The following is a 12,503-nucleotide window of genomic DNA, read 5'->3' as shown; positions in this document are numbered from 1 at the left end:
TCATGGAACAAGGGTCGGATGCGGTTTCGGAACCGGTTCTGTGCGCCAATATTGATTGCCGTATCGCTGAGACAGGTCGGTGCGTTGAAGGCCTATCGTTAGAAGCTTGTCCGCATTATGGGCGGGCGCCAGTGCAGTCAGCGCTGGGGGAGCAGGCTCTAATTGAGGAGCGAGACGAACGAAACGTCGGTTTGCGGTCGGCCAGAGCGTTGGAAGCCAATGATGCATCCCGCGTTCTGCGCAGGGGGCCCGGTCGCGTCGTTGCCATCATTGGCTCAAGCGACTCTGGGAAGACAAGTTTGATTGCGAGTCTTTATGATCTATTCCAAGAAGGCTCGGTTTCGGATGTGGAGTTTTGTCGCTCTGAAAGCCTGCATGCTTTTGAGCAGGCTTGCCACGATGCCAGGGCTGCATCGCGTCGAAGTGTTCCCCACATGGCTAGAACTCCGCGTGGCGAAGTTCGCTTCTATCACCTCGAAGTAGCGGGTGGTTTGGCCGGCGAAGGTCTCTCGTTATTGCTCGGCGATCGTGCTGGCGAGGAGTATCGCGAAGCTGCTGATGATGCGTCCAATGCCAAAGGGTTCTTTGAAGTCGAAGCAGCGGACACAATTTGCGTCTTGGTTGATGGACATCGCCTCCTAACTGGCGGGCGCCATAATTTGCGCAGCGAGATTCTAATGATTCTTCAGGGGATGCATGACGCGAACGTCGTGCGCCACGGCTGTCAGTTTGGGTTCGTTCTCACCAAGCTCGATGAGGTGCGCTCCTCCCCGAAGGGCGACCAGGCGATCCAATTCTTTGAGTCACTAGTGGCGGATGCGCAAAAGATTTTCCCCCATAGCCTTGAAGGCGTCCGGACATTTCAGGTGGCTGCTTCGCCGAAATCGGAGGCTGTGATTAGAGGTGTAGGGGTCGGTGATCTCCTCCAGTTTTGGCTTGGGCCACGCAAACCTGATCTCGAAGTCGCCGCAGAGTTGCCCGTTGCGCGCCGGGCATTCGGTCGTCTCACAGGCGCTGTTGCGGTTACGGGAGAGCGGTCATGAGTAATGATCGCTCGGTAGTCGTTATTGGCTTGCCGGCATCCGGAAAAACCACGTTCCTGGCAGCTCTGTGGCACGTAATTACCGCCAGGGATGTGGAAACGCTGCTGAGATTCGGGGGCCTTCGTAACGGCGACGTTTCATACCTAAACGAAATCGCTGCTCGGTGGCGAGATGCAAGGGTTCAGGATCGCACCGCGCTAGTTGGCAACCGTCTGGTGAGCATGACGTTGCTTGATTCTGAGGACGAGACTGTCCGAGTGACGTTCCCAGATCTTCCCGGCGAAGCGTACCGGCGCATGTGGGAGGATCGAGACTGCGAACCTGAAGTGGCCGAAACGCTTCGCGCAGGAGGCGTCCTGCTCTTCGTCCACGCGGACACGATTCAGGCTCCTAGCTGGGTTGTGGATGAGGTCGCGCTTGCCAAGAAGCTTGGTTTAGTTGCCGGCGACGATGAAATCGTTGAGTGGCACCCGAGACTTTCGCCGACGCAAGTGCAACTTGTTGATTTGTTGCAGCTCTTACGTGTGCCGCCTCTTGATCAGGGTGCACGTCGCTTGGCTGTCATGTTTTCAGCGTGGGATAAAGCGAAAGGCGAGAGGCTCACTCCGATTGAGTACCTTGAGCAGAAGATGCCGCTACTCGCTCAGTACCTGCGCCGCAACGCTGACGGCTGGGATTGGAGAGTGTTTGGCGTAAGCGCGCAGGGCGGTGACTACGAGCAGGTCAGCGATGATGCGGCGCCTGTTCCTGAGGCGGAGAGACTTCGGAATTTGGATTGCGCGTCAGTCCGGGTGCAGCTTGTGAGCGCCACGGGCGAGTCGCATGACCTGACGGAGCCGCTCCAATGGCTCATGGGGTAACAAATAGACTCGTCGTGCACCAAGCCCTTCACGGATATGCCGAAGGCCATAGGCAACTTGCTTTCTCCAAACAGCTAAGTTCGCGCGATCAGAAGACCCTTTTGGCGCTTAGCGATATTTCTGGCGCCGGGGCTCGGCTCGACCCGCACGGCTACCTGACAGGCTATCCATTAGTCGATTCTGGTGTTTATGCGCTCGCACGAACCTGGCCGGCACCCGAGATGTCGCGCCCAGGCTGTGTTTGGACGCATACGTTGCTGGTGGACTTCGCCGATCTGGCCGTCTGCCAATCGTTGACTGCGCTCAACACGATGTTCAAGCGCCCGAATGACAGTGGCGATCTCAGCATCTACAGAAGTCCTCTCGCGATGCACTCCAATAGCGGCGAACGCGCAGCTAGTTGGCCCGATCCGTGGGTAAGGCAACTTATTTCGGCGGTGTACGGCCAGCCGAAGAACCGCCTCGTGATTGGTCGGGCTTGGCCCGATATAGAAGAACTAATTTTGGAGTTGTGGTCGCAGCAGTGGCCACGGCTTAGGAGGGGCTTCCGGTTTTGCACATTTTCTGCGGCAGATCGATCAGTCGAAAGCACGCCGTTTGACCTGCAGATACTTCCTAGCTTGGATCGCTCTGCTCGCATGCGATTTGCCGGGGCTATTGATGTGGAGAGCATTGCTCCGCTGTACGAAGCATGGGTCGACGATGCAATTGAAGACCTCCGCGAGCCAGATCGAGAAGGCCTGCGCTCATTCTTTCGCAGGCTGGGCTCGGACGTCCTGACCGGTCGCGAGGCTTTCAAGGCGCTTTGCCAATTGCACGTAACGATGCACTCCTTCAGCAGTGATCCTGCTGCGTTTGGAAGGGCGTACAACTTGATCCAAAGTAGTCTCGGGGCTGAGGCGGGAACGGCTCGTTCGCTAGTTGCAAAGGCTGCCATTGAGCGCGTCGATCAGGTTGACGATCAAACGTTTGAAATTTTGTGGTCTGGGCTTCATTCGATCGACGAGACTGACCTTGCCGATGCTGCAACCAGGTTAGGCAGAGCCGCGTGGAGGCGAGAGCCGCAGCTACTTGCCAACATTCGACACGACGAAAGGCTCGTTCGCCTAGTAGTGGCTCCAACACTCGCGACACTCGCAACAGAGGAACTGCTAGAAGGGGTGTGGCGCGTGCCGGATCTCTTGCCGCAAGTTCTCTCGATTCGGCCAGAACTTGCTTCGGAGCCTGAGTTTTGGCGGAGCGTTGGTGACGTCGAGCAAGGTTTCGCTGCCGCGCGATTGTCCGGCCATGAAATGCAAGCAATGGAGGCAATGATCGAAGCGGGAAGAAGCGATCTTTTCGGCAGGGCGGGGCGCGAGTTCGGCTACAAATATTTGTTGTCGGCGATGGAGAAGTCATTCCATGACGCACGCGAAACCGTCGTAAAATGGCTCCGTTCCGCTCCGTTGGATGAGTCCGCAGTCGCATCTTATCTGCGAACAGCCGCTAGCGTTGATAAAGAGTTCTTGGTTGCCTTGATGCGGCAGTTGAGACCGGATGCCCTGACGGGTGAGATTGACGACGATCCTTTGCTTAGCGCTTGGCGACGTTCTCGCGGGGCCTTGAGTGGCGACGATTCGCTCTATGCGGCTGCGTTCTTCTTTAGCAGGGCTTTGACCTATCGATCGCGCTTCTCGGCGGAGTTGGCGCAACTTGGTTTTGAAAGTGCCTACGAGGCTGTAGAGCGGAATCAATTGTCGGATAGTGCCTGGCGACTGCTTGATAGCCGCTTGCCGTTCCCTATCTTTTGGTTTCAAGAGAATCGCGCCGAGCGAATGAGGATGGGGGTTGTCGAGCTATTTGTGCGACGAGACCTGTCGCCTGAAACGTTTGGTCGGTTGGTTCGGGATGGAAAGCTATTTATATCGCTCGCCGAGAGTCTCGCTGAATCATCGCGAGGGCGGGGGTATTTGAAGCGCGTTCGCCAATCGTTGATCAACGATCGCGCGGATGGCATGCAGGCTCGGGTCAAAATAATTGATCGACTGCTCAAATGAGATTTCGGCGAAGGGGGCCTCAGGCAAGGGCTCCCCTCGTTGTACGAGCTTCTACTGACGTGGTGGCGGGGTGTGCTGCGGTATCAGCGACGTCGCGTCAACGTATTGCGCCGCGTCAACAATTGCTATCAGCAGTGCTTTTTCAGCGGGATGAAACTCAGAAACAACTCCCGCAAATTTGAAAGAATATTCCGCGGTAGGCGATCTCATGATTTCTAGGCACGGACCGCCGCTCATGCCGTGCAGATCCGGCAGTTCCACGGGGCTGCCGTCTGATCTCTTAATGTTTTCTGGGTCATAGCTCAGCGCGAAGTAGTCGATAAGCTTCGTCTTGCGAGGTCTCTCGTTGCTCGGCGTGGCAAAAACACGGACTTCGTTTCGATCGGCCTTCCCGAAGCCTGGTTTCAATTCGTTTCTCGTGCTTGGATACCCTATCGCGACGAACACTCCGGTTGACGTCCAGTTCGACCAATCCCAGTCAAGCTCGTAGTGCTTGAAATCGGTCGGCGCTAGTAGCTGGTGCGGAAGGGTCGCAACAGCGCAGTCGCGAGATTCGTTGCGAGAAAATCGCAGCAAACTGAGATCGAACGATCTGCCAGCGATGTTTGCGACGGCGACCTTGAATTTCGAGAAATCGTCGACAACGTGATCGGCCGTTATGAAGAAGAACGTTGTACCTCGGCTGGCTATGAAGCCGCTGCCGAAGCCGGCGGCGTGGACGTAAGTTTTGGGTGAGTCTCCGAAAATCGGCGCAACTACGTCCGCCAAGACCTCAGCTTTCGCTTCGATCTCTCTAAGAAATGCAAGCCCGTCATCCATCGCTTCGCCTTTGGCGTCAGGTTCAAGGAGAGGACAATAATCGCATTTGGCCACGGCAACTCGTAGGTGCGTGACTTTCGGCGCTGACTGGTAGGCGGGACTTCATCAATTGCAAGCAGCGAATGGATGAGAGGGCTATCCGCGTTGGTCCCGTAGTCGCGTCGCGGGCAGGTGCCGTGACCGCTGCGGCGCCCAATGGGCCGCGCAGTGAGCGGGGACAATACGCGCCGCGCGGGCATTGCGCACGAGGGACGCAAGAGATCCGAGCGCAAAACACCATCATGCGAGTGGCTGAAGCGCGCGTGCACCTGCCCCCAAGGACAATAGGCACGCGCGGTCGATGCCGCCATCCTGCGCGTCAACGATCAGGGGGAGGTGACATGAACTTGTCGGAGTTTGGATGGCACCTCATGGGCTCGGCAGATGGCGAGCATTCCGAGCTGCACCTCCGCCGTGGCGGCGCTTCGGGCGTCACCTTCGCCAAGATCGGCGCGCGCAAGGGAAAGGCGCGCATCGCGGTCATCGGCCTTCACCGCTCATGCGACGACCGCGCGCGAATTTGGTGCGAGTCCGAGGACGCGGCCATCAACGTCGTCGAGGAGTGGCTGGTTCGGTTGTTGAACGGGACTAACATCGAATAACCCAGGTCGGTCAACGCGGCGACGGGCGCATACCGAGCCATAATTTTTCCGCAGGGCATGAAGGTAGCCGCTACCCCCTTTGCGTTGGAGGCCCGCATTCGCGGGCGCAGCTCGAACACGAGCTCAGGGCACCCCGATAGAAGCCGCTCCGCATCGCAGCTCACCAGCACCCCGGGCAGTGGTGCCTGGTGCCCCCTCCTTACGTGCTCGCTATGAGCCAAGATCGCCTTAAGGTCGCCTCTTCCGTTTTTTCGGAACGCTATCGCTGATGCGAAGCGCATCGACTACGAGAGAGAAGGCTGGCGACGGCTGTCGGCGACTGGGATAGTAAAGGTGATAGCCAGGAAACGGCGGACACCAATCTTCGAGCACGCGCAACAAGCGTCCCTCTTGGATATGGGGAGCGAACTCTTCTTCCGGTAAGAATGCGACGCCGAATCCATCGAGCGCTGCCGCGACGATGTGGTGCGAATTATTGAAGACGAGTTGCCCGTCGACGCGCACGTTGAGTTCGCGACCGTGGCGCTCGAACTCCCAGGCGTACAAGCCACCGTGCGTCGGGAATCGCAAGTTGATGCAACGATGCTCCATCAAATCCCGTGGTGCCTTCGGTGGCGGGTGACTCGCAAAGTAGGAAGGCGAGGCGACGGCAGCCATTCGCAGCTTCGGGCCGATCGGGATCGCGATCATGTCCTTCTGTACTTGCTCGCCCATCCGCACGCCGGCATCGAAACGATCCGCGACGATGTCGCGCAGCCCGTAGCTGACGTCGAACTCCATGTTGATATCAGGATAGTCGCCCAGGAGCGGCGCGAGTTTCGGCCACAGAGTCGTCCGCAGAACGTGGTCACCGCATGTGATGCGCACCGTTCCTGCCGGCTTGTCGCGTAGCTCGGTCAGCGCATCAAGTTCGGCTTCGATTTCGTCGAAGCGATGCCCGATCGCCTGCACCAAACGTTCGCCGGCCGCGGTCGGGGAAACACTGCGCGTGGTTCTGGTCAGCAATCGGATGCGTAGTCGCGTTTCCAACCCACGAATCGCTTGACTGAGCGCTGATTGGGAGACGCCCAAATGTGCGGCGGCCCGGGTAAAGCTGCCTTCGCGAGCTACGGTCACGAACGCGAGCAGATCGTTGAGGTTTCGCTTGGCCATGGCCCCAGTCTCGCAGAACGATTAATTAGTTTACCTAATAGACCATTTAAGCATTAATCATCTAATCAAAGTCTCGCGCAAGGTGCAGACTGGCCGCACTCCGGAGACCACAGATGAATGCCACCGCATATTCAAGGCTCTCAACGCGACGTTTGATCCTTCCTTTCCTGGTCGTAATGGCGCTTTTCGCAACTGCGTGCAGCCCCGCAACCTCCAACGCCGCGACCGCAGCGCCTTCCCAAGAACTGCCGGAGTCCACCCCCGTGAAAATTCGCATGGACGTCTATGGACATGAAGTTATTGCCACGCTGGAAAACAGCGCCGCTGGTCGCGATTTCGCAGCATTGCTGCCGTTGTCGCTCACTCTGACCGACTACGCTCAGATCGAGCGCATCTCTGACCTTCCGAAGAAGTTGTCCATCGAAGGCGCTCCCGATGGCGTGGCAGGTCGCGCGGGTGATCTGACCTATTACGCGCCCTGGGGGAATCTGGCGATCTTCGTTGGAGACGGCAAGCACGCGCACGGCTTGGTGCGTCTGGGACGAGTGGAATCGGGACTACAGGCCTTGCAGCGTCCAGGCCCGCTGAACGTCAGGATCGAGCGCATTGAAAAATGACCGCCCGCCGGTCCTCAACCCCTCAAGTCACCGCAGGACACCTGTCATGAACACCGACCTAGCCAACAGCCAACAGAACACAAACGGCGAATCTGTCGTGACCACCGGACGGCGTCAGTTCCTGCAAATAGCGGGAGGCGCCGTCGCCGGAGCCGTGCTGCCGTTTGGAACGCTTTCCTGGGCCAGTTCGACGACATCGGGAACTACGGAACGGATTGAAGGAGATCGCGCCATGAAAACCCGCAAGCTGGGCGGCCTCGAAGTTTCCGAACTCGGCTTCGGCTGCATGAGCATCACTGCCAACTATGGGCCGCCGGCAGACCGCGCCCAAGGTATTCGCGTAATTCGAGATGCCTTCGAGCGTGGCGTTACGTTCTTTGATACCGCCGAAGTCTACGGCCCGTACATCAACGAGGAACTCGTTGGCGAAGCGCTTGCACCCGTTCGCGACAAGGTCGCCATCGCCACCAAATTCGGCTTTGCCATCGATGGTACGAACGGGTTAGACAGTCGCCCGGAACGCATCCGGCGCGTCGTCGAAGAGTCGCTCAAGCGGCTGGGGACCGATCGCATCGATCTCTACTACCAGCATCGCGTCGACCTCACCGTTCCGATTGAAGATGTCGCAGGGACGGTCAAGGACCTGATCCAAGAAGGGAAAGTGCTGCACTTCGGTCTCTCGGAGCCGAGCGCACGGACCATTCGGCGTGCGCATGCCGTGCAACGCGTTGCTGCAATCCAGACGGAGTATTCCCTGATGGAGCGGAGCCCGGAACGCAACGGCGTCCTTCAGGCGTGCGAGGACCTTGGCATCGGTTTCGTTCCGTGGGGCCCACTGGGCCAAGGCTTCCTTGCCGGTAAGCTCAATGCTCGCTCGGCGTTCGATCCGAAAACTGATCTGCGTTCCGGGTTCCCGCGGTTCAGCGCAGACGTGATGACGGCCAACCAGCCGATCATCAGCTTTCTCCAAGCGTTCGGTGCTAAGACAGGCGCGTCGCCTGCGCAGATTGCCCTGGCATGGCTAATGGCGCAGAAGCCGTGGATCGTGCCGATTCCGGGCACACGCAGCCTGGCGCATCTGTCGGAGAACCTAGGATCGGTGAACGTGGAGCTTAGTCCCGACGACCTCCGCCAAATCGAGACCGCGTTCGCGAAGCTCACAGTGCATGGAGGTCGCATGAACGAATTGCAGATGTCGCAGATCGGTAAGGACTGATCGCGGCATAGCCAGAGGGACATCGAAGTACCGACGCGCTGAGACTTCCGCGCGTCATTCGACTTCCCATGAATCATGACGTTTGTCGACCTGCCGATCGGCGGGACGGGCACATCTTGCCCGACATCCGAGAGACGTCGCAGACCGGCCAATCACAGAGACCAGATCCATGAAGAAACTCATCGCTTTACTTGGACTCTTGACCATCGCGTTTTCCGCAACAGGTGCCGACATGTCGAATGGTGCTGACAATTTCTACAAGAGCGAGAAGGTGACCACTCAAAAGGTGACCTTCAAGAATCAATACAACATGCGCGTCGCCGGAAATCTCTTCATTCCGAGGGGCGCGAACAGCAGCGCTCGAAATCCCGCAATCGTCGTCGGCCACCCCATGGGCGCGGTGAAGGAGCAAAGCTCGAATCTGTACGCCCAGAAGCTGGCGGAACAAGGATTCGTGACTTTGTCCATCGACCTGTCCTTCTGGGGCGAGAGCGAGGGCCAGCCGCGCAATGCCGTCTCGCCTGACCTCTACGCCGAGGACTTCAGCGCCGCGGTGGATTTCCTTGGCACACAGCCGTTCGTCGACAGGAACCGCATCGGTGCGCTTGGCATCTGCGGCAGCGGCAGCTTTGTAATCAGCGCCGCCAAGATCGACCCGCGAATCAGCGCGATCGCGACGGTCAGCATGTACGACATGGGCGCGGCCAACCGCAATGCGCTCAAGCATTCCCTGACGCTGGAACAGCGCAAAGCGATCATCGCGGACGCGGCGGAGCAGCGCTACGTCGAGTTCCAGGGCGGCGAAACCAAATACACCAGCGGCACCGTGAACGAATTGAACGCGAACTCCACCGAGATCGAGCGTGAGTTCTATGACTTCTACCGCACGCCGCGCGGTGAATACACCCCCGCTGGCTCTTCTCCGCAAGTTACGACGCATCCCACACTGACCAGCAACGTGAAGTTCATGAACTTCTATCCGTTCGCGGACATCGAGACGATTTCCCCGCGCCCGATGCTCTTCATCGCGGGTGAGAACGCCCACTCCCGGGAGTTCAGCGAAGACGCTTATCGCCTCGCGGGACAGCCCAAGGAACTGGTGATCATTCCCGGCGCCGGGCACGTCGATCTTTACGACCGCGTCGACCTCATCCCGTTCGACAAGCTCGCGACCTTCTTCACCCAGAACTTGCGCGCGAAGTAAGGAGTTTCCATGACCACGACAACTCTCGCGGGGGACGCCGTCAAGGCATCCCCATGGGGCGCCGTCGGCTCGATGGCTATGTGTGTCGCCCTACTGATCGCATCCGAGTTCATGCCTGTCAGCCTGCTGACGCCAATCGCCAGCGACCTGCACGCGACCGAGGGCATGGCTGGCCAGGCGATCTCTGTGTCGGGTCTCTTCGCAGTGGCGACCAGCATCCTGATCTCGCCGATCGGAGGCCGCATTGATCGACGCCATCTCCTGCTCGGCTTGACTGGCGTCATGCTCGCATCGCTCGTGTTGATCGCAATGGCGCCGAACTTTTTCGTATTGATGATCGCGCGTGCATTCTTGGGCGTGACAGTTGGCGGCTTTTGGGCGCTCTCAACGGCGACGGTCATGCGCCTCGTGCCAGCCGAATCCGTGCCCAAGGCACTCGGCATTCTCTTCACGGGCAACGCCGTCGCCACAGCATTCGCCGCCCCGATCGGCAGCTATCTCGGCGGGCACATCGGTTGGCGCGGCGTGTTCTGGGTCATGGCACCGCTGGTGCTGATCAACCTCGCGTGGCAGTGGATCAGTCTGCCCACGATGCCGTCCACCGGCTCCAGTTCGGTGTCGAACTTGGTCGCGCTGATGAAGCGGCGCAACGTCGCGATTGCGATGCTTGCCGTCATGCTCGCGTTCGCGGGTGCGTTTTCAACGTTCACCTATCTGCGCCCGTTCTTGGAAGCGCGCGCCGGCGTCACCCTGCCTCAGCTTTCGATGCTGTTACTCGGCCTCGGATTGGCGGGCTTCATCGGCACGTATGCGGCCAGCAAGCTCGTTGGTCGACATCTCCGTCGACTGCTCGCATGGCTGCCATTGGCGTTGGCCGCCGTGACGCTCGCGATGCTGGGAACGGGCCACCTGCTTTGGCTCCTCGCCGCCGTCATGGTGTTGTGGGGAACGTTGAACTCCGCAATCCCAGTCGCGTGGTCAACGTGGCTTAGTGAAGGCATCAAGGATGACCCGGAGAGTGGTGGCGGCCTGATGGTCGCGGCGATTCAACTCGCGATCATGGCGGGCGCGGCGCTGGGCGGACTGCTCCTCGATCACGTTTCCCTTTCCGCGACGTGGATCGGTGGCGCTGTGCTCCTGGTGCTGGCGTCCCTTGCAGCGGGAAATGGACATCGACTCCTCGCCCGGGAGGAATCCGCACCGTGAAGACCTTGGCCCGGAAGAGAAGGCTGCTGTATTGGTTGATGTTGCCGTGTCTGGTCGCTGGCGCTATCGCAGTCAGTGGATTCGCTTTTCTGGCGCCGAGCATCGGCAGCCTGCCGGAAGGCGATCGCCTAAGACGCATTGAACGATCGCCGAACTACCACCTCGGTGAGTTCCGAAACCAGGTTCCGACGTCAGTGATCGTCGATAAGTCTGCGGACCCGGAACCGGAAGCGCGGCTCAAGCCCTCACGTCCGCTGCCCATGATCAAGACAGACCTGCACGCGCTGGATCGCAACCGCGACCTGGTCGTCTGGCTCGGTCACTCGTCCTATTTCATCCAGCTTGGTGGCAAGCGAATCCTGATTGACCCGGTCTTCAGCGAACACCTCTCACCGATACCTCTTGTCTTCTCGGCGTTCGACGGCGATTACCCGTATTCGGTTGCTGACATTCCAGAGATCGATGTCCTGCTGATCTCCCATGACCATTGGGATCATCTGGACCGGCCGACGCTTCTCGGACTGCAACCTCGAATCAAGCGGATCATTTGCCCGTTGGGCGTGGGCGCGCACTTGGAGCGTTGGGGCTTCGCGTCATCCGTCGTCACCGAAGCAGATTGGAATCAGAAATTCGAGCTCGGGCCTGGATTTGCGATCCATGTGCTTCCAGCGCGGCATTTCTCCGGCCGTGCGCTGACGAGGAACAAGTCGTTATGGGCGGGATACCTGCTCGCCTCGACGCAACGCAAGATCTTCTACAGCGGTGACAGCGGATACGGCCCGCATTTCGCCGACACAGGCCGCAAGTTCGGGCCGATCGATCTGGCCATCATGGACAACGGCCAGTACGACCCGCGCTGGGCGCAAATTCACATGGCGCCTGAAGAAGTGTCCAAGGCGACTTCGGACTTGAAGGCGCGCGCGCTGTTGCCCGGGCATTCCGGGCGCTTCTCCTTGGCAAATCACGCGTGGGATGACCCCTATCGCCGCGTGGAGCTTGCCAGCCGCGACAAGCCGTTCACGTTGATGACGCCGCGAATCGGCGACCTGGCGTGGCTGGACGAACCGACACAGTCGTTTGCGAAGTGGTGGGAGCAATCCGGCCCCCGCGACGCGGAAGCGCAGCGTTCGCTCTCGCTGGGCCTCTTGATGCGGCGGCCCCAATCCAATCAGGAGTGAATGTACCCATGCCCCAGAACATGAAGTCCAACCTTCGCAGCTTTGCCGCACCGGCCGCGCTGCTCTCTGCGGCCATCGCGGCGCCGCCGGCCATCGCGACTGAAGCCGCCGCGACACCGACCATCACTGTCACACCTGGCGATGCCCGCAGTTCGATCTCTGGACCGTCCGACTGGTTCACCGGGAATGTGCGTGTGACCCCGATGTTCGCGGCGGAGGGAGATTCGCGGATGTCGGGCGCGAGCGTGACGTTCCAGCCGGGCGCGCGCACCGCGTGGCACACGCATCCGCTTGGCCAGACGCTGATCGTGACCGATGGCGAAGGCTTCGTGCAGCAGTTCGGGCAACCCGCCCAGCGCATGTCGCGTGGCGATGTCGTCCGCATTCCCGCGGGCGTCAAGCATTGGCATGGCGCCTCGACTACCACGTCCCTCACGCACGTCGCGTTGCAGGAAGCCCTCGACGGCAAGGTCGTCGATTGGCTCGAACATGTAAGCGATGTCCAGTACCGACAGAACGACTGAACCAGGA

Annotated in this window: 12 protein-coding genes; 10 read left to right on the top strand and 2 right to left on the bottom strand. The window is 59.5% G+C overall.

The genetic code is table 11. The annotated features are described in order from the left end of the window. Nucleotides 1-2: 2 nt before the first annotated feature. Genes LVB87_RS12650 through LVB87_RS12640 form a run of 3 tightly spaced genes read left to right on the top strand, consistent with a single transcriptional unit; the run spans nucleotide 3 to nucleotide 3,939 of the window. Nucleotides 3-1,043, top strand: coding sequence for a hypothetical protein (locus tag LVB87_RS12650; protein WP_232898312.1), 1,041 nt, complete (start codon nucleotides 3-5; stop codon nucleotides 1,041-1,043). Then, entirely contained in the window at nucleotides 1,040-1,903 is an 864-nt protein-coding gene (locus LVB87_RS12645; protein WP_232898311.1) for a hypothetical protein, read from the top strand. The genes LVB87_RS12650 and LVB87_RS12645 overlap by 4 nt, the downstream gene beginning before the upstream one ends. A 14-nt stretch (nucleotides 1,904-1,917) precedes the next feature. After that, nucleotides 1,918-3,939, top strand: coding sequence for a hypothetical protein (locus LVB87_RS12640; RefSeq protein ID WP_232898310.1), 2,022 nt, complete (start codon nucleotides 1,918-1,920; stop codon nucleotides 3,937-3,939). A 51-nt stretch (nucleotides 3,940-3,990) separates the two neighbouring features. On the opposite strand, the gene LVB87_RS12635 is transcribed toward LVB87_RS12640, so the two are convergent. Beyond that, nucleotides 3,991-4,812 (bottom strand): serine protease, encoded by an 822-nt coding sequence (locus LVB87_RS12635; protein WP_232898309.1) that lies wholly within the window; start codon nucleotides 4,810-4,812, stop codon nucleotides 3,991-3,993. 326 nt (nucleotides 4,813-5,138) lie between these two features. Between LVB87_RS12635 and LVB87_RS12630 the strand changes: the two genes are divergently transcribed. Next, nucleotides 5,139-5,399: a hypothetical protein gene (locus LVB87_RS12630; protein ID WP_232898308.1), complete on the top strand. Its 261-nt coding sequence runs from the start codon at nucleotides 5,139-5,141 to the stop codon at nucleotides 5,397-5,399. Nucleotides 5,400-5,627: 228 nt separating this feature from the next. On the opposite strand, the gene LVB87_RS12625 is transcribed toward LVB87_RS12630, so the two are convergent. Then, on the bottom strand, nucleotides 5,628-6,551 hold the full coding sequence (locus tag LVB87_RS12625) for a LysR family transcriptional regulator (RefSeq protein WP_232898307.1): 924 nt from the start codon (nucleotides 6,549-6,551) through the stop codon (nucleotides 5,628-5,630). A 113-nt stretch (nucleotides 6,552-6,664) separates the two neighbouring features. Here LVB87_RS12625 and LVB87_RS12620 point away from each other — a divergent pair, with 113 nt between their 5' ends. The 6 genes from LVB87_RS12620 (at nucleotide 6,665) to LVB87_RS12595 (ending at nucleotide 12,496) form a co-directional block, all read left to right on the top strand. Beyond that, a complete protein-coding gene (locus tag LVB87_RS12620) occupies nucleotides 6,665-7,168 on the top strand; it encodes a cyclophilin-like fold protein (protein WP_232898306.1) in 504 nt (167 codons plus the stop codon). A 232-nt stretch (nucleotides 7,169-7,400) separates the two neighbouring features. Beyond that, nucleotides 7,401-8,384, top strand: coding sequence for an aldo/keto reductase (locus LVB87_RS12615; protein WP_232900556.1), 984 nt, complete (start codon nucleotides 7,401-7,403; stop codon nucleotides 8,382-8,384). A gap of 169 nt (nucleotides 8,385-8,553) precedes the next feature. Then, on the top strand, nucleotides 8,554-9,588 hold the full coding sequence (locus tag LVB87_RS12610) for an alpha/beta hydrolase (RefSeq protein ID WP_232898305.1): 1,035 nt from the start codon (nucleotides 8,554-8,556) through the stop codon (nucleotides 9,586-9,588). A 9-nt stretch (nucleotides 9,589-9,597) separates the two neighbouring features. Continuing rightward, nucleotides 9,598-10,794, top strand: a complete 1,197-nt coding sequence (locus tag LVB87_RS12605) for an MFS transporter (protein ID WP_232898304.1) — start codon at nucleotides 9,598-9,600, stop codon at nucleotides 10,792-10,794. Continuing rightward, nucleotides 10,791-11,972, top strand: coding sequence for an MBL fold metallo-hydrolase (locus LVB87_RS12600; protein ID WP_232898303.1), 1,182 nt, complete (start codon nucleotides 10,791-10,793; stop codon nucleotides 11,970-11,972). The genes LVB87_RS12605 and LVB87_RS12600 overlap by 4 nt, the downstream gene beginning before the upstream one ends. An 8-nt stretch (nucleotides 11,973-11,980) precedes the next feature. Next, nucleotides 11,981-12,496 carry a cupin domain-containing protein gene (locus tag LVB87_RS12595; RefSeq protein ID WP_232898302.1) on the top strand — a complete coding sequence of 172 codons (516 nt, stop codon included), beginning with the start codon at nucleotides 11,981-11,983 and terminating at the stop codon, nucleotides 12,494-12,496. Nucleotides 12,497-12,503 lie beyond the last annotated feature (7 nt).

The sequence above is a fragment of the Lysobacter sp. KIS68-7 genome, from assembly GCF_021284745.1.
GTDB lineage: Bacteria > Pseudomonadota > Gammaproteobacteria > Xanthomonadales > Xanthomonadaceae > Noviluteimonas.
Note: the sequence above shows the minus strand (reverse complement) of the source record. Positions and strands in the feature narration are given on the sequence as shown.

Bases quoted from the DNA above. Each gene is read 5' to 3' on its own strand.
- LVB87_RS12650 (WP_232898312.1), top strand. From the start codon at position 3: ATGGAACAAGGGTCGGATGCGGTTTCGGAACCGGTTCTGTGCGCCAAT.
- LVB87_RS12610 (WP_232898305.1), top strand. From the start codon at position 8,554: ATGAAGAAACTCATCGCTTTACTTGGACTCTTGACCATCGCGTTTTCC.
- LVB87_RS12605 (WP_232898304.1), top strand. From the start codon at position 9,598: ATGACCACGACAACTCTCGCGGGGGACGCCGTCAAGGCATCCCCATGG.
- LVB87_RS12625 (WP_232898307.1), bottom strand. From the start codon at position 6,551: ATGGCCAAGCGAAACCTCAACGATCTGCTCGCGTTCGTGACCGTAGCT.
- LVB87_RS12615 (WP_232900556.1), top strand. From the start codon at position 7,401: ATGAAAACCCGCAAGCTGGGCGGCCTCGAAGTTTCCGAACTCGGCTTC.
- LVB87_RS12620 (WP_232898306.1), top strand. From the start codon at position 6,665: ATGAATGCCACCGCATATTCAAGGCTCTCAACGCGACGTTTGATCCTT.
- LVB87_RS12630 (WP_232898308.1), top strand. From the start codon at position 5,139: ATGAACTTGTCGGAGTTTGGATGGCACCTCATGGGCTCGGCAGATGGC.
- LVB87_RS12595 (WP_232898302.1), top strand. From the start codon at position 11,981: ATGCCCCAGAACATGAAGTCCAACCTTCGCAGCTTTGCCGCACCGGCC.
- LVB87_RS12645 (WP_232898311.1), top strand. From the start codon at position 1,040: ATGAGTAATGATCGCTCGGTAGTCGTTATTGGCTTGCCGGCATCCGGA.